A 16,829-nucleotide genomic window follows, 5' to 3' on the forward strand; every position below is an offset into this window, starting at 1 on the left:
GCATAAAAAAGCTCCCTGTCCTTTTCGGAACAGGGAGCCGCAGGTCATATCTCTCTTGTTTCGTAGATCTTTGCGGAAATGAACCATGACACCGTGAACAGTATCAGAGCAGCTGCAAAGATAGCTGCAATAAGTATGGGCTGAGTCAGCTTAGATACGTATGAGGCAATATCAGCTCCCATAAATGCTGAAGATAAACCTGCAACGGCAATACCTGTCAGAATAAAATAAACGATTCTGCCCTTGGCTGTGCCGTATTTGAAATCAAAGGGATACATAAATGCAGGGAGAATAATGGAAATTGAAGATGCCGCAGTAAGATATACAGTTATATCATTAAGGCTCAGTACCTTATCCTTGTTTATGATGTTTATGAGAAGAAATGATGCCAGTGCCATTACTGATGATATCACAGCTGCAAAAAGCACAACTATATACTTTGAAGAAACGATCTTCTTTCTGTCAACGGGGAAGCATTCTGAGTATTTGTCCCACTTGCTCATTTCGTCAACGGTAAGTCCCTGCTTTACCAGCATGGGGAAAAGGAAGGGTATGAACATGATATATGCGGGGCTCTTCATGAATACTCCCAGCACCACAAACATGAGCAGGCATAAAAACTGCATTTTGTTGTTCTTTATTAGTACAATGATTTCCTTTGTAATTAAACCTTTCATCATTTTAGTTTTCCTCCTTAGCCATAAATACGAACAGATCCTCTATTGAAACGGGTTTTGTAGTGAAAGAAGCAGGTATCATGTTTTTGTCAACGATAGCCTCTGTGCTCCATTTGTTGGAGCGTTTGCCCTTGACAGCGTTTTCGTCCAGCTCTGCAAGCTGTTCTTCGGTGGTATTGATAAATACATACTGCTCAAGCAGATTGTCCTTTTCTTCGCATAGCATAAGCTTGCCCTTGTGCATAAAGGCGATATAGTCGCAGAGCTTTTCAAGGTCGCTCACGATATGTGACGAGATAAGTATTGAGTGGTTCTCCTCACGGGTAAAGTCATTGAGAATATCGATTATCTCGTCTCTTACAAGGGGATCAAGTCCGCTTGTGGGCTCGTCGAGTATGAGCAGTTCAGCGTGATGCGAAAGGGCAACTGCGATGCCAAGCTTCATTTTCATGCCTTTTGAGAAATCCGAGAAAGCCTTGTTCTCGGGCAGGCTGAACTTGCTTATATATTCACGGTATACCTTTTCGTCCCAGTTGGTGAACATATTCTTCATTATCTTGTTGATGTCGTAGGCGTTGAGCTTATCGGGGAATCCCACCTCATCAAGAACTACGCCGATGCGGTTTTTCAGCTCCGCGGAGATAGGCTGCCCGAGGACTTCTATGCTGCCGTCGTACTTTATGGAACCGAGGATAGAACGTATAGTTGTACTTTTTCCTGCGCCGTTCTCACCGATGAGTCCGAGGATACAGCCCTGGGGAAGTGAAAACGAAACATTGTCAAGTGTAAAGCCGTTGTATTTTTTTGTAAGATTATTGATGCTTAAAGCGTTCATAAAAACATCTCCTTTAGTTTTCGCTGAGGTATTTGTACATATCGATTATATCGTCTGTGGAAAGGCTGCATGAGGCAGCGCGCTGTCGGACTTCCGTCAGGAGCTCCTCTATCCTTTTGAGGTTCTCCTCACGCAGGAGCTCGGTGTTCTTCGGAGCTACAAAGCAGCCCTTGGCAGGCAGCGTGTATATGAAGCCCTCCCGTTCCAGCTCGTCATACGCTCGTTTTGTAGTTATCACGCTTATGCGCAGGTCCTTTGCAAGATTTCGTATGGACGGCAGCGGATCGTTTTCTTTAAGCTCTCCGTTTATGATACTGCTTTTTATCTGATTGTAGATCTGGTCATAAATGGGAGCGCCGTTTTTATTATCAATGAATATATTCAAAACATCACCTCTTGAAGCAGAACTGTTCATGCAGTCTTTACTGTATATACACAGTATACACAGTTAAAACAGATATGTCAATACATAAAGCAACGAATTGTAAGATAATACAATTAGATGGCGCGGTGCAACTGTTGATGTGTGCAATATGACTGAAGTGTGCCGCCCAAAAGAACCCCGTGCAGTAAAAAAGGCGGGTATCATACCCGCCTTTGAACTGTATATATTAACGTTTTGCGTTGCAGAAAGGACATCTGTCTTGCTTTGCTGTAAATGAACAGCCGCAGTACTGACAGTTCACCAATCGTTCCGAATTGCTGGTGTCTGCTGTCGGAGCAAGACCGTCCAAGGACGGCATGGAATCTGCTGCGCCGCCGCTGTAGGTATTCAAGTATTTATTTGGATCATAGGCAGGAAAGCTTTCATTGCCGTCCTGTAAGATGCTTGTATATTCGTCCGTATCGGATCCCGGCGGAGCAGGAGCGATCTTTCTGTACTTGACAGCATGGTACGTCATACGGATAAGCAATATCACGGCAAACAGAAACAGAAGTATAGGTGCGATAAGATCAACAGGATCAGGTGCCATTGAAATATTATTAGTGAGATAATTGAAAGACCTTGCAACTGAGGTGTCGAAGCTTTCGTTATCGCTTAAATATGCCTGAAAGAGACTGTTGAAATGCTTTGTGTATGACGAAGTAAGTACATTGTCGGTATTATCTCCCTGCATGCCCTCCCAGTACCAGTACATGCGCTTGCTCTGCTTTATATCGGGCTGCGAATAAACGATGAGCCAGTGCATTTCGTCGCTGAATTCTGAAAGGTACCTGTCATAGGCGTAATCCTCAAGTGAGGCATAGCCGCTCATCCATTTCTCGTTCGGTATAGTAATTATCGACGGAGTTATCCCCGTTTTTTTCTGGAACGCTTCCAGCTCGGGCATGATGTCATCTTTATTGCCGATAACGTTTACCTCGTCCTTTATAACAATTTTGTGATCGCTGTACTTAGGTACGTGAGGTATAGCCCTTCTCAGCAGGAAAAAGCCTGCGGCAAGGATAATAATAATAAAAAGCACCTTGAACACAGTGAATCCGGGCTTGAAATCAGAGCCTGCGTAAACATAATTCGGTGTATTCCTGTGGTAATAGACATATCTGCGCGTGTGATAAGAGGTCCTGCGGCGGCTTGTTGCACTTCGGTGACTGTATGAATTGCTGCGGTAACCGCTGTAATGACTGCCTCCGTGGTGTCCTCCGTGAGAGCCGCCTCCATGAGAGCCTCCTCCGGATGAATGTGGCATGATCCTGTTCCCCCCCCTGCATCATAGTATAATGCATATATTTTATATCATAACGGATAAAAAGTCAAGTGGTCTGCCTGCAAAAACGGCTGCTATGGTTTATATATGTACTTCTTGCTATTTGTGATTTTTTTTGTTATAATAGTAATATATTTCCATGGGCTGCAAACAGCTCTGAACGGAGTGATGATATGGATATAAAATACCTCAGACTTCTTGCAAAGGAGTACCCTACCATAGAGAGCGCCGCAAGTGAGATAATCAACCTTTCGGCGATACGAAGCCTTCCCAAGGGCACGGAATACTTTTTCAGCGATATCCACGGGGAGTATGAAGCCTTTCTGCATATGCTCAGGAGCGCTTCGGGTATGATAAAGATAAAGACAGACCTTGTCCTCGGCAAGACCGTTTCCGCGGCTGACCGCGAAAAGCTTGCGGAGCTCATATACTACCCCGAAAAGGAGATAGCGCGGCTCACCAACAGCGGGGAGCTTTCCGACGAGTGGAAGAGGCTCAGCATCTACCGCCTTATACTTGTATGTGAGACTGTATCCGCCAAGTACACACGCTCACGCATACGCAAGCGTATCCCCGAGGATATGGTGTACATACTGGACGAGCTCCTCAACGTCACCGACGACGTAAACAAAGACTACTACTATGATGAGATAATCAGCGCCATAATCAGCACAGGCATTGCGGAGACCTTCATCATATCCCTGTGCAAGCTCATACAGTCGGTCTGCATAGACAGACTTCATATCATAGGTGATATCTTCGACAGAGGTCCCCGTGCCGATGTTATAATGGACGAGCTTATGAAAATGCACGACGTTGATATACAGTGGGGCAACCACGATATCTCATGGATGGGAGCTGCCGCAGGTAATCCTGCTCTCATAGCCAATGTTATCCGCATAGCCATGAGATACAATAATTTTGACGTCCTTGAGGACGGCTACGGACTCAATCTCCGCGCACTTGCGGTATTTGCCGCAGAGACCTACGAGAATGACGATTGCAGTCTCTATATGCCCAATGCTCTCGACGACAATATCTACGACCCTGTTGACCTGAAGCTTGCCGCTAAAATGCACAAGGCAATAACCGTTATACAGATGAAGCTGGAGGGACAGCTCATAGCCAAGCACCCCGAGTGGGAAATGACAGACCGCGATATCTTTGGCAGAACGGATTTTGCAAAGGGTACTGTGACCATAGAAGGCAGGGAGCATGAGCTCCTTGACAGGAGCTTCCCCACAGTGGATCCCAAGTCGCCCCTCACTCTCTCGGAGGGCGAGGCAGAGCTTATGAATGTGCTGAAGGCATCTTTCAGACACAGTGAAAAGCTGCAAAGGCATATCCGCTTCATATACGCAAAGGGAGCCATGTACAAGACCTGCAACAATAATCTGCTGTTCCACGGCTGTATCCCCATGGACGAAAGCGGACAGCTCCAGAGCGTGAATATCGGCGGTAAGCAGTATTCGGGAAAGGCGCTTCTGGACAAGCTGGGAGAGCTGGTAAATCAGGCATATTTCGGAAGCGGTGCGGAAAAGGAATACGCAGGAGACTTCATGTGGTATCTCTGGTGCGGACCTAAGTCGCCCCTTTACGGCAAGGACAAAATGGCGTTCTTTGAGCGGGGGCTTCTTGCTGACAACTCCCTGCATACCGAGAACTACAACTCCTACTATACATTCTCGGAAAGCGCTGAGGTCTGTATGTCGCTGCTGGAGCAGTTCGGACTTGACCCGCAAAAGGGACATATCATAAACGGACATGTTCCCGTTAAGATCAAGAACGGCGAAAGCCCTGTAAAGGCAGGGGGCAAGCTATTTGTCATCGACGGCGGCATCTCCAAGGCTTATCAGTCCACAACAGGTATTGCGGGCTATACCCTCATATACGACTCCCACAGTCTCAATCTTGCCGAGCACAAGCCCTTTGTGGCAGGGGAGAGCGGTAACACTCCCACAATACATCTTGTGGAGAAGCTTGATCGCCGTGCGAATATCTCCGATACGGACAAGGGCGAGGAGATACTTGACAAGATCGCCGATCTGCGGCAGCTCCTTGACGCATACAAGGCGGGAACCATAAAATAACGTAAAAAAGCAGTTCGTTCCGAACTGCTTTTTATATTCTTCCCATTGATGTTTCCTACAAAGTGCAGCCCTCTTAATTGTGTGATGTTACAAAGATGCGGGGAGCTGAAAACAATTTACAAAAAATGCAATAACTGCGAAAAAATATATGCTATCATATATTCATAGACACCGTGTATAAAATATTTCAGGGATTTATATGAAGAAGGTGATCGTATGGAGAATTCTGCGCTTTATATTTCATATGCAATAACCGAGATATTCTGCATTTTATTTTCCATAGGCATTATCATCAAAGCCAACAAAAACGTTGGTACACAGCTCCAGATGCGCCATTTCAGAGGAATGGCAATGTTTTTCATAATATACCTTTTAAGTGACGTATTCTGGGCGCTGGGACAGGGCGGACTTATACCATTCAACGACGCTCTCAATAAGGCGGCAAATGCTGTGGGACTGGTGGCAGTAACGCTTCTGACGCTGGGCTGGTGCATATTCGTTATTTACCGTATTGACCAGAATAAATCGAAGAACATGAAGCTGCTGATGTGGATACATTATGCTGTGGCGGCTGCTGACGCTCTGCTCGTCATAATATCTGTTTTTACAGGCTTTTATTTCTATATTGATGAAAAAGGCATTTTTCAGTTCGCTGACGGGTACATCGTCCATATCCTCTTTACCTTTTTACAGCTTTTCGGCAGCGGCATATACTCCTTTGCACAGAGCTTCAAAAACAAGCAGGTCAAGGTCAGAAAGGAATACAGGCTGCCCCTGCTGTTTATCATAATACCGTCGGCAACAGCGATACTTGAGGGCATGCTGCCCCTTACGCCGATCGTTTCACTGGGAATATTCCTGCCCATACACTATGCATTTCTTGAGATACAGAACAGTGAGATATACTCCGATGCTCTCACAGGGCTCAACAACCGCAGACGCATGGAGATATTCTTACAGGACATGATACACAATGCCTCCGAGGATAAGCCATTCAGGATATATATGATAGATGTCAACGACTTCAAGCAGGTCAATGATAAATTCGGTCATATTGTTGGCGACAGGACGCTCCAGCTTGTGGCGGACGCTCTTCACAATGTTTCGGACAGGCTACACGGCTTCTGCGCAAGGTATGGCGGCGATGAATTCGTGCTGATAACCAATGACGAAGCACAGGTGCAGGAGGCTATACAGAATGAGGTCAACACGATGAGGGCAAGATGTGCCGATCTTGTGCCGACCATATCGGTATGTACGGGCTCTGCGGAGTGCCGCTCGGGAGCAGTGACCGCGACACAGCTTATAGCGCAGGCAGATGAGCAGCTTTATATTCAGAAAGAAATATTCCACGGAAGAAAAAAGCCCGAAGAGGCAAAATATACACAGTAAAGCAGACGGTGAAAAACGGCTGCTTTTTTGTTGTGAAGCAAAAAAAGATAAGTTTTCCGCGGAGCTTGATATTTTATTGATTATATGATATAATGAAAAGGCAGCTGTTCAGCTTTGAATGAAAGCGGCTTTATAAAAAGAAGCAGCTTTGTTTTTAAGCAGAGGGCTGTTAAAAAACTATCAAGGAGAATGATAATGAACACAAAAAAAACGATCGCAGGACTATCTGCACTTTCCGTACTTATAAGCTCAGGCGCATTCACAGCAATGAACGCCTTTGCGGAAGAAGCAAGTGACTTCACAACAGGAAAAATAACAGCACATCTATATTCGGACGAAGATCTCAGGGAACTCGAATGCCGATACTACAATGATATGCCCAATGTCCCCTACATAAAGCTCTCAGACTATTACAGCTGCTGGCTTGATCAGGAGCTTGTGATAACCGATAAGAACGACGGGACTTATGAAGTAAAGGTGCCTGTAGGCGCTACTGGTACTATCGACGTGACCAAGGATACCGTATCGTCAGATGATATGGCAAGATTCCTTGCACCTCAATATGCGGTGGAAAGTGAAAGCTCTGAAATATTTACATATATCACGGAGACAGAACACATCGCACTGAACGCTTCTTCTGATGAAGAGGACGAGAACAAAGAGATGACTTTTGAGCTTGCGGATTATAAAATAGACCTCCGCAGCGGTGACAATGATATATGGTGGCCTGTACAGACCCTGTGCGATTTCTATGAGTATTCTTTCAATGAGGCTGAGATCGTTGATGACGAGCTTTATTTCTGCGGTCATCTCATGTCTGGCTATTCAAGAAGTGCAGTTATATATACTCCGCAGCATATTGCGAATTTCACCGAGAAGTACAAAAACGGACGTCCAAAGGATCTTGCAGAGTACAATTACAATGAATTATGCTTTGCTATCGACTATAACTACGGCTATCCGGGAAGATTCAAGTACAACGATCTTCTTGCCGAGAGCGGCTTTGACGCAATGCTCTCAAATGCCAGTGACGGTACAAGGAAAATAAGGGAGCTGCTCCTTTCCGAGGATGTATATGAATACTGTGCAGGTTTTGAGCTTCTGAACGATTATTTATGGGACGGCGGACATACCTTCTTCACAGAGATAATGTTACAGCCTAAAACCGAATTCACTGCTAAAGTTGTGGAGAAGCTGAATGAAGTGGGTCTGCCCGAGGACGCCATGAGATGGGAGGCAGAATATGCCAACGATGATATGAGCTCGAAGTGTGCTGAGGCAGCAAGAGAAGAAATGAAAAAAACAGCGGATACAGTTGAAAAGTATACAAAATCCACTTATTTCTCAAAGGGCGATACTGCTGTATTCTCTTTTGAAATGTTTGAAGATGCTTCCGACAAATGGAATGCATATTATTACCATAACGGAGAGCTGCCCCAGGATCTTATCTCCGAATTCTATACCTGTGTTTCAAAGGCAGATGCCGATCCTGCAATAAAGAATTTTGTTATCGATCTCGGTACGAATCCCGGCGGTTCACTTGGTGTTGCAGAGTATATGATGAGCCTTATAAATGACCTTGACAGTGTAACTGTCTACATGGGACCAAGCTCTCCTGCTTACAAGATAAAATATACTGCCGACAAGAACCTTGACAAAGCCTATGACGATAAGGACAAGGCTTTCAGTACCGATCTCAGATTCGGACTTATCACTTCCAATGCTTCATTCTCGTGTGCTAACCTTATGCCGTCACTGGCAAAGGATACAGGCATAATGCTTGTAGGTGAAAAGAGCGGCGGCGGTACTTGTGCAATAAGCCACCGTGCAACAGCTGACGGTATGTTCTTCACTATCTCGTCAGGTCTCAAGTTTGCTGACAAGGACGGCAATTCCATTGACGCAGGCATAAAGCCTGATTATGATCTTGTAAAGTTAAATGCTGACGGTACAAAGGACTTCTCCGAGGTCTACAATTTCAGCAGACTCAGTGCGCTTTTCAGTGAGTTCTACGGCAAGAAGACCGAGAACGATCCTGCATCTTCAACAACTACAACTACCACCACAACAACTACTACAACTACAACTTCAAATACTACAACGACCACTACATCAGCAGCAAGCACATCAACTACAGCAGCTTCATCAACAACTTCTGTATCAGACAGCACAACAACTGTAAACAGCGGAGATCTCCCACAGACAGGTAACAACTCGGCTAAAACAGCCGTTGCCTGCGCAGTTGTACTTATAGCAGCAGGCGGAGCCGCAATGCTTATGGCACGCAGAAAAGAGGACTGATCCCCTCTGAAACAGCATGAATAATAAAAAAGCTTCCGAAAGATGATACTTTCGGAAGCTTTTTGTGTTATAATGTCAGAAGCGGTAATCTGCTATCTTCCACTTGCCTTCAACGAGATAAAGGTCTATATAGAATGGAGCTTCTTCGCCGTTTACAATAAAGGAGGTCTCAACAGTCATTGACGAGTCTGTTTTGTCGGCTATCTCAGTCTTTGAGGTGAAGTCAAAGGGCTTAATGTCGTCGATAGTGCCATTTTGCAGGCAGTAGAGCTGATCTCCTTTTGTACAGTAGCCGCCCTTTATGTCGTTTATCATAGCCTCTTTGAATTTTCCGCATACTCGGTCTGAGACATAGTCAACTACATCGTCCATTGAACTGAAACGTGAGTCTGTAACTCTGTAATAATCCACATAGTATGTTTTCCAATCATCAAAGAGCTCCTGAGCGTTTTCATCATCTGCATCAAAGATGTTTTCAAGAGATTCGTCAGCCATACAGTCGTTTGGGTCAACTTCGACATCAATGCGAGCGCAAACTTTAAACACATCATTGAGAGCTATTTTTGCCTGATATGCAATAGCCATAGGATCGGCTTCCTCGTTGAGGTTTTCGTCTGAGGCTGCATAGCCCATAGATGTGGAATAGTTGTTTATCTTGTACTTGCCGTCCACATTGACTGCCTTGAAGGTAACGTGCTCTCTGCCCTTGTCGCTTCTGTTATCGGTATCTATGACAAGTCCGCTGCCGTCATCGCTTTTTGTGACCTCAGGCTCACCCTCAAAATAGAAGCGGTGATCTGTATGCTTATCGGTGAAGAGGATATTGCCGTCCTTTTCGATAAACACAGGTCTGTCTCCGTCAAAGAGCTTATACTCATATTCAAGGATAACAGGCTCTGCAAGGGTGGAATCCATAAGCTCTCTTATGCCGTCAAGGGAGTCAATGCCCTCTATCTGCTTGTAGCTTGTGTCATTGTCATCGTCTATAATGATGGCACAGGGCTCGGTGGTCTTGAAATCAAAACCAACAGGTATCCCGCTTGCAAGGGTGTCCAGTGTTTCCAGATCGGCAAGGAGCTGCTTTGCAATATCCCGTTCCTCATCACTGACCTCGGGCAGTGCCTCTGTGGTTAGCAGGTCCTGCTCCGTCCATGGCTCTGCGGTAGTATCATCCACCTCGGCAAGCTGCTGTGATGGAGCGCCGCTGTTTCTGCTCATGGCGAAAACAGTACCGCCGATTCCGCCCACAAGGAGCAGGCAGGCTGCTGCCGTAGTGAATATGCGCCATTTCGGGCGCTTGTAGCGCTCAACGCCGCTTACTTCAAATTCGTCACTGATTATGTTTATATTGCTTTCTCTGTTCATTTTGTCCAGCTTTTTCTTACTCATAGCCAGCATCCTCTCTTTTTCTTCTTTCGTGAGAACAGGTACCTCGGAAAGGAGGTCAACTGTTCTGTCGTCTGCATTATCCAGCATATCAAAACCACGCATTTCTTTCATATTACTCATCTCCTTACAGTGTGATACCGTTTTTTGCAAGTTGTTTTCTCAGCTTTTCAAGGGCTCTTGCCGCCCTCATTCTAACGGCTGAGGCTTTCATGGAGAGCATTTCTGCTATCTCTGCCGAGGAGCGGTCGTAATAGTATTTCTGGAGTATGATCGTTGAATCGGGTTCGCCCAGCTCGTTTATCTTGCTCAGCAAAACGCTTCTGGTCTCTGTCCTGTCGGAATCGGCTTCGATATCCTTATCAGAGCTTATACTGATAAGCTCGTCCTCGTTATTCTCCGAAAAATGCTTCTGCCTTGCGGTAAGGCTGTGAAAAGCGTTTATGGCGCGGCGCTTTGCGACTGTGCCTATATAGCCTTTCATATCCTCTTTGACAGCTGACTGCGGAGAATATCCGAAGAAAACATCTGCAAAGATATCACTTACACATTCCTCTATATCCTCCCGTGAAGCAACTCCCCGTAGTCTGTTGTAAACTATAGCATAAACGTAATTGCAGTATTCTTCAAAGATCGCGTCGTAGGCTTTGTCACGGGATTCCTGATATAGTTTTGAGTATTCCTTGCCCGTCATAGATCTCCTCCTTTCTGAAAGTGTTCCATGGAAAACGTGCTTTCACTGTAAACATTCAAGAGAGGACGCCCGAGTGTCACGTTTTTCAGAAAAATGATACTATATATCTCCGATTTTGTCAAGGAATCGGTTTCGGCAGTTTTTTTCTGCGTCTGTTGCTATTTTCGCTTTTTAATGATATAATGTATATATCAATTTGCTTCGGATATTACAATAGGAGAATAATTATGAGAGTACGTTTTCATCTTCCCGATTTTTCGGGGAGCTTCAAGCTCAATCTGCTCTTTGCGGAAATGCTTAAAAACCGTCCCGACTTCTTCCGCGAGGGCGTTGAGATAGCTTCCGTATACGGAGTCTTTCCGCCCTGTCTCTGGAACGGCGGCAGGTCTCAGGGCGGCAATACCGATAAGAACTACATGAAGGCGGTCATAAAGGAGTTCAATGACCGCGGTATCCCACTGCGTTTTACATTTACGAATATAATGCTTGAAAAGAAGCATCTCAGCGATGAGCGCTGCAACATGATGCTCCACCTTGCAGGCAGCGGCATGAACGAGGTGATAGTTGCGTCATCCATACTGGAGGACTATATCCGCAGGGAGTATCCGCAGTACAAGCTGACCAGCTCCACCTGCAAGCGCCTTGACTCAAAGGAAGCTCTCCTTGCAGAGCTTGAAAAGGATTATCATGTTGTGGTTGCGGATTACGACCTGAACAATAAGTTCGATATCCTTGAAACGCTTCCGCGGAAAAAGGATATAGAGCTCCTTGTGAACGCCTGCTGTCAGCCCGAATGTAAGGGCAGATTACAGCACTACAAGGACATCAGCCGACAGCAGATAGCCTTCTGCAATCACATAAAGAAGTACCCCAACGTGCCATTTGACCTTGAAAAATACGACCCCAACCATTTCACAGCCTGTCCCTATTCCAAGCGCAGCATCTTCGATATCAAGGAACTGAAAACACATATCTCTCCCGAGGCTATATGGGAGAAGTACGTTCCCATGGGCTTTGAGCAGTTCAAGATAGAGGGCAGGACTGCCAGCACACTGAATAAGGTGGAGACCTATATGTATTACATGGCTAAGCCCGAGCTCCGCGAGGAAGCGCGGTATTTCCTCCTCGGAATGATGGAGAGCAGCGGAGCGCTCATCTTTACCTGATGTGATAATGCTGAAAACCGAAAATGAAAATGGCGGTGTTCCCGTATGGGGAATACCGCCATTGATATTTATGCCTTATTTGAACAGCTTTATTGCTCTGAAAACCTGTTCCGCAGTGTCGGCAAGGTTCTTGCATGCAGCGGACTTGTCCATAGCTTGCTCAAGTGTACAAACGCTGCGCAGCACAGGGAAGTAAGCGTCGATGCCGCTGGTGTTGCACAGCTCCGCACCCTTGCGCACCGAGCCGCAGAATGCAATAACGGGCTTGCCGTATTTCTTGGCTGTCCTTGCAATTGCTGAGGGAGCTTTTCCCATAGCGGTCTGGCTGTCGAGACAGCCCTCGCCTGTAATGACCATATCTGCGGTCTGTATGTATTCCTCCAGCCTTGTCTGTCTCGTGATAAGGTCTGCTCCCGACTGGAGCTCGGCGTTCAGGTAATACATCAGGGCAAAGCCCATGCCGCCTGCTGCTCCCGCACCTGCCGTATCGGGAGAAGCGGCTGAATTATAGCTTTTTGTCAGCTCGGCATATTCGCGCATCCATATATCCATAATAACTGTGGACGTTCCGCAGGCTCCCTTTTGAGGAGCAAATACTGCGCTGCACCCATTATCGCCGCAGAGCGGGTTGGTAACGTCACAGGCGACGTTAAAACGGCACTGTCTGAGCTCAGGCGGGACATTGTTATCGGTGATGCTGACGAGCTGCGAAAGCCCCCTTGCACCGTATTCCACCTGCTGTCCGTTTTTGTCCAGCATACCAAAGCCGAGAGCCTGCAGGCAGCCGATACCCCCGTCGTTGGTGGCGCTTCCGCCTATACCGATGATAAAGTTTCGGCAGCCGCGCTTGACGGCGTCAAGTATAAGCTCGCCTGTACCGTAGGAAGTGTTATACATGGGAGCGTCTATATAGAAAGTACGCATAGTAAGTCCCGAAGCGGCAGCCATTTCGATGACAGCAGTATTGTCGGGAAGTATGCCGTAGCTTGCCTTGATAGGCTTTCCGCGGGGATCGGTGACCTCAGCCTCGATAAAGTGTCCGTTAAGTCCCGATACAAGGGCTTCAACAGTGCCCTCGCCGCCGTCTGCGACAGGACTTACAACAGTATCTGCGTCGGAAAAAACGCGTTTTATTCCCTCTGCTGCGGCATTTCCTGCCTCCATGGAGGAAAGGCTGCCCTTGAAGGAATCTATAGCGATTACGATCTTCATTTTTATCTCCTGATTATCTGTGAAAGGGATATTGTTTTGCCTTTGGGCAAAATGAGTTCTGCACACATATTATAGCATTTTTACTGTGGATTGTAAATGATCTGTGAAAAAATAATTATAAAATGTGTATGATTATACGCCTGATTATGGAGTGTTTTATATTAAAAATAACGTATCGCAGATTCTATCAAAATCGTTGACTTTTTTGTTGAATTATGGTATAATACTTATATCTATTATCGAATGATATAGTTCGGAGCTCATATGCTCCTGTAAGTTTTTACATCGATAAGCATAAAATTACTATTTGTTATGTAACCAATTACGTCAGAAATATTGAAGAATCGTGGTATTTCTTGTTGCACCGCCACTCGAGGAAAGGTAAAATTATGGTATATGGATACTGTAGCATAAGCACCAAGAGGCAGTCGATCGAGAGACAGAAACGAAATATTAAGGCGGCATTCCCGGAAGCAGTCATTGTTGAGGAGGCTTATTCGGGAACATCTGTGAAGCGTCCCCAATGGGACAGGCTTCTGCAAAAGCTTAAAGAAAACGATGTCATAGTCTTTTCCAGCATCAGCAGAATGAGCAGAAACGCCGGTGAGAGCTTCGCCTTGTATAAGGAGCTCGTTTACAAAAACATAAAGCTCGTTTTCCTGAATGAGCGGCATATTGACACCGAGTCCTACCGAGAGGCTATGAACGGTGTTATTTGTCTCTCTGTTTCATCGGAAGATGAGGCAACAAATAACCTTCTAAAGGGAGTTATGACAGCTGTCGATCATTTCATTATGAATAAGATCGAGCAGGATATTTACAAAGCCTTTGAACAGTCGGAAAAGGAAGTCAGGGATCTGAGCCAGCGTACCAGTGAGGGGATCGAAACTGCACGCATAAACGGCAAACAGATCGGTACTGTAAAGGGGACTGTTCACGAGACCAAAAAAAGCAAGGCTGTCAAACCACTTATAATAAAGCTGAGCAAGGATTTTGAGGGAGCACTCTCTGACAAAGAGTGTATGAAGCTGATCGGACTTTCTAACAATACTTACTATAAGTATAAAAGAGAACTGAAAGAAGATCAGATCAAACGGGGGGCTTAAAGTGGATTTTTCAATAGTTTCAGATATAATTACAAAAATAAAAGCAGAAACACTTGTATTTCATAAGCCGTCATCAGACATAATGTGAAAAAAGAAAAAGAAGAATGTGAAAGGCAAGGTGTTTTATGCTGAGAATAGAAGATTATTACACAGATGCTCCGTCTGCGGGCATTATTACAATGATAGAAAAGCCTGAGGTAATAAACAGGCTTATGAACATCTTTTATATCAACTTCAAGGGGTATGACTACAACAAGATGCGTGTAGAGATATACCCGGTGAGAGAGGAACTTGAAGAGTATAAAGATCTCAGTGCTGCTATCCTCAATCAGATACAGAGGGTACGCGCTTACTATGACGGACACCTTATTGCACTCAAGCGTGTCCTCAATGACATCAACCATGATACACACCTTAATACCAAGGTGTACAGCCCTGTTGTGGGCTGCCCCATAAACTGTTCTTACTGCTTCAGCAGGAAGGTGGTAGAGCATTTCGCTATCACAGACAGCTACAGAAAGCCTGTTTTCCGCGGTCCCTACAAGATAACAAAGGACGCCGACGGCAACAGCATACCTGAGCTGTTCAACATTGAGAGCGACAATCCTATCGACTGGTTCCTGACTTATATGTCGGATTTCGGCTGCTGGAAGCCCGAGTGGCAGGCAAATATCCTTGAACAGATAATCGCTGCCAATGGAGTGAAGCGCAGAAGCGGCAAGTGCTGTGATACCTTCCAGCTCGTTACCAAGCGTCCCAACGGCATAGACCTGAGCACTATCCCTGTGGATACAGACCTGAAGAACGTGGTTATCTCCTGCACAGTAGATAAGAACGACTGCACCGACCGTATCCCGCAGCTCATCGAAAAAACAAAGGCTCACCGCATTACTGCCTGTGTCGTATACCAGCCTGTCCTTGAATACATCGAGCCTGTTCATCTGGACGAGCTTGTAAAGACCTTCGGCAAGGACAATACATGGGTAGTTGTTGGCAGCGAGATCGGTGCCGATGTTCAGCCCATAGAGTTTGAATGGATAAAGGATATCATCGACAAGTGTCTGGAGCTTGGTATCCCGCTGAAAATGGAGTACGATATCAAGGCTCTCGTTGAGGAGAACGGCTATGAGTTCCTGGTTCAGGAGCCAAAGCCAATGAGAGACACAAAGGCGATACGCAGAAATAATCTTGCTATAAAGAATGCAGATAAGACAGAGTTCTTCAATCTGAAGTTTGAGGGACTACAGAGAAATGCCGAGAACTATACCAATATCGTTAAGAACGACGCATCGGTATTTGTCCGCTTCGGCAATGTTGAGGCAACTGAGGAAAGCGCGAGCAGACTTCTTTATAAGTCTCCCGCTTTCGATATTATTCTTACTGTGGAATCAAAGGGCATACCTCTTGCGTATGAGATGTCCAAGCAGAGCCGCAAGAATTATATTGTTGCAAGAAGATATGCAAAGCATTACATGAACGATAATAATGAAGCTGCTTCCAATACAGGCACAGAGCAGAGATTCTATCTCAGCGATGATGATCTTGAAGCACTGAAAGGCAAGCGTGTGCTCCTTGTAGACAACATGGTAAAAACAGGCGAGTCTCTCAGGGGACTGGAAGCTCTTGTGAAAAGAGCAGGCGGTATCACTGCTGCAAAGGTCGCTGCACTTGCAGAGGGCAAAGCTGCCAACCGCAACGATATACTTTTCCTTGAAAAGCTTTCCGCTTCATCGTCCAAGTGATATACATAAAGCTCCTTATAGCTAAGGAGCTTTTTCTTTGACTGATACCGAAAACTGATAAGGAGTTCATAACAGACAGATATGAGGATATTTATAGACGCCGACGGCTGTCCCGTCGTTGATGCCGCAGTTCGTGCGGCAGTCAGGCACGGCATAGAATGTACCATAATATGCGATACAGCTCATTCCATACACCGCGAGGGCGCAGAGACCATTATAGTGGACAAGGGCGCTGACAGCGCTGATTTCCGCCTTGTTAACCTTGTGAGTGAGGGCGATATCGCCATAACTCAGGACTACGGACTTGCGGCTATGTGCCTCAGCAAGCGGGCAGTCGTACTGAATCAGGACGGCAGGCGCTATACCGAAGAGAACATCTCGGGACTCCTTGAATTCCGCGCAGTCTCCGCAAAAATACGCCGAAGCGGCGGACGCACAAAGGGACTTTCCAAGCGTACTGCCCAGCAGGATGCGGAGTTTGAGAGGGCGCTGACGGAATTGCTGGAGCGAACAGAATAA

The 16,829-nt window shown here is 45.9% G+C and carries 14 protein-coding genes; 7 read left to right on the forward strand and 7 right to left on the reverse strand.

All coding sequences use genetic code 11. The features are described 5' to 3' along the window. Window positions 1-44: 44 nt before the first annotated feature. The 4 genes from N774_RS0114690 to N774_RS0114705 all read right to left on the reverse strand — a co-directional run bounded on the left by N774_RS0114690 (window position 45) and on the right by N774_RS0114705 (window position 3,203). The gene (locus N774_RS0114690; RefSeq protein ID WP_024861962.1) at window positions 45-680 is read right to left on the reverse strand and encodes an ABC-2 transporter permease; all 636 of its coding nucleotides are present in this window, start codon (window positions 678-680) and stop codon (window positions 45-47) included. Between the two features lies 1 nt (window position 681). Next, the gene (locus N774_RS0114695) at window positions 682-1,512 is read right to left on the reverse strand and encodes an ABC transporter ATP-binding protein (RefSeq protein WP_024861963.1); all 831 of its coding nucleotides are present in this window, start codon (window positions 1,510-1,512) and stop codon (window positions 682-684) included. 13 nt (window positions 1,513-1,525) lie between these two features. Then, window positions 1,526-1,897 carry a GntR family transcriptional regulator gene (locus tag N774_RS0114700; RefSeq protein WP_024861964.1) on the reverse strand — a complete coding sequence of 124 codons (372 nt, stop codon included), beginning with the start codon at window positions 1,895-1,897 and terminating at the stop codon, window positions 1,526-1,528. Window positions 1,898-2,123: 226 nt separating this feature from the next. Further along, window positions 2,124-3,203 (reverse strand): hypothetical protein, encoded by a 1,080-nt coding sequence (locus tag N774_RS0114705; protein WP_024861965.1) that lies wholly within the window; start codon window positions 3,201-3,203, stop codon window positions 2,124-2,126. Between the two features lie 191 nt (window positions 3,204-3,394). On the opposite strand from N774_RS0114705, the gene N774_RS0114710 reads away from it, so the two are divergent. From N774_RS0114710 to N774_RS0114720, 3 genes are all read left to right on the forward strand, one after another. After that, the gene (locus N774_RS0114710) at window positions 3,395-5,311 is read left to right on the forward strand and encodes a fructose-bisphosphatase class III (RefSeq protein ID WP_024861966.1); all 1,917 of its coding nucleotides are present in this window, start codon (window positions 3,395-3,397) and stop codon (window positions 5,309-5,311) included. Window positions 5,312-5,527: 216 nt separating this feature from the next. Then, window positions 5,528-6,703: a GGDEF domain-containing protein gene (locus N774_RS0114715; RefSeq protein ID WP_024861967.1), complete on the forward strand. Its 1,176-nt coding sequence runs from the start codon at window positions 5,528-5,530 to the stop codon at window positions 6,701-6,703. A 195-nt stretch (window positions 6,704-6,898) separates the two neighbouring features. Further along, complete coding sequence (locus N774_RS0114720) at window positions 6,899-9,004, forward strand: S41 family peptidase (RefSeq protein ID WP_024861968.1); 2,106 nt, start codon at window positions 6,899-6,901, stop codon at window positions 9,002-9,004. 75 nt (window positions 9,005-9,079) lie between these two features. Here N774_RS0114720 and N774_RS0114725 read toward each other — a convergent pair whose 3' ends face one another. Continuing rightward, a complete protein-coding gene (locus N774_RS0114725; protein ID WP_024861969.1) occupies window positions 9,080-10,504 on the reverse strand; it encodes a hypothetical protein in 1,425 nt (474 codons plus the stop codon). 13 nt (window positions 10,505-10,517) lie between these two features. Then, on the reverse strand, window positions 10,518-11,084 hold the full coding sequence (locus N774_RS0114730; protein WP_024861970.1) for an RNA polymerase sigma factor: 567 nt from the start codon (window positions 11,082-11,084) through the stop codon (window positions 10,518-10,520). Between the two features lie 227 nt (window positions 11,085-11,311). Between N774_RS0114730 and N774_RS0114735 the strand changes: the two genes are divergently transcribed. After that, window positions 11,312-12,250, forward strand: a complete 939-nt coding sequence (locus tag N774_RS0114735) for a hypothetical protein (RefSeq protein ID WP_024861971.1) — start codon at window positions 11,312-11,314, stop codon at window positions 12,248-12,250. A gap of 75 nt (window positions 12,251-12,325) precedes the next feature. On the opposite strand, the gene N774_RS0114740 is transcribed toward N774_RS0114735, so the two are convergent. Then, complete coding sequence (locus N774_RS0114740; RefSeq protein WP_024861972.1) at window positions 12,326-13,462, reverse strand: glycerate kinase family protein; 1,137 nt, start codon at window positions 13,460-13,462, stop codon at window positions 12,326-12,328. 389 nt (window positions 13,463-13,851) lie between these two features. Here N774_RS0114740 and N774_RS0114745 point away from each other — a divergent pair, with 389 nt between their 5' ends. The 3 genes from N774_RS0114745 (at window position 13,852) to N774_RS0114755 (ending at window position 16,829) form a co-directional block, all read left to right on the forward strand. Then, on the forward strand, window positions 13,852-14,568 hold the full coding sequence (locus N774_RS0114745; RefSeq protein ID WP_024861973.1) for a recombinase family protein: 717 nt from the start codon (window positions 13,852-13,854) through the stop codon (window positions 14,566-14,568). Window positions 14,569-14,693: 125 nt separating this feature from the next. Then, entirely contained in the window at window positions 14,694-16,310 is a 1,617-nt protein-coding gene (locus N774_RS18465; protein ID WP_024861974.1) for a DUF5131 family protein, read from the forward strand. Window positions 16,311-16,391: 81 nt separating this feature from the next. Continuing rightward, window positions 16,392-16,829 carry a YaiI/YqxD family protein gene (locus N774_RS0114755; protein WP_024861975.1) on the forward strand — a complete coding sequence of 146 codons (438 nt, stop codon included), beginning with the start codon at window positions 16,392-16,394 and terminating at the stop codon, window positions 16,827-16,829.

It is taken from the genome of Ruminococcus flavefaciens AE3010 (assembly GCF_000526795.1).
Taxonomy (GTDB): domain Bacteria; phylum Bacillota; class Clostridia; order Oscillospirales; family Ruminococcaceae; genus Ruminococcus; species Ruminococcus flavefaciens_D.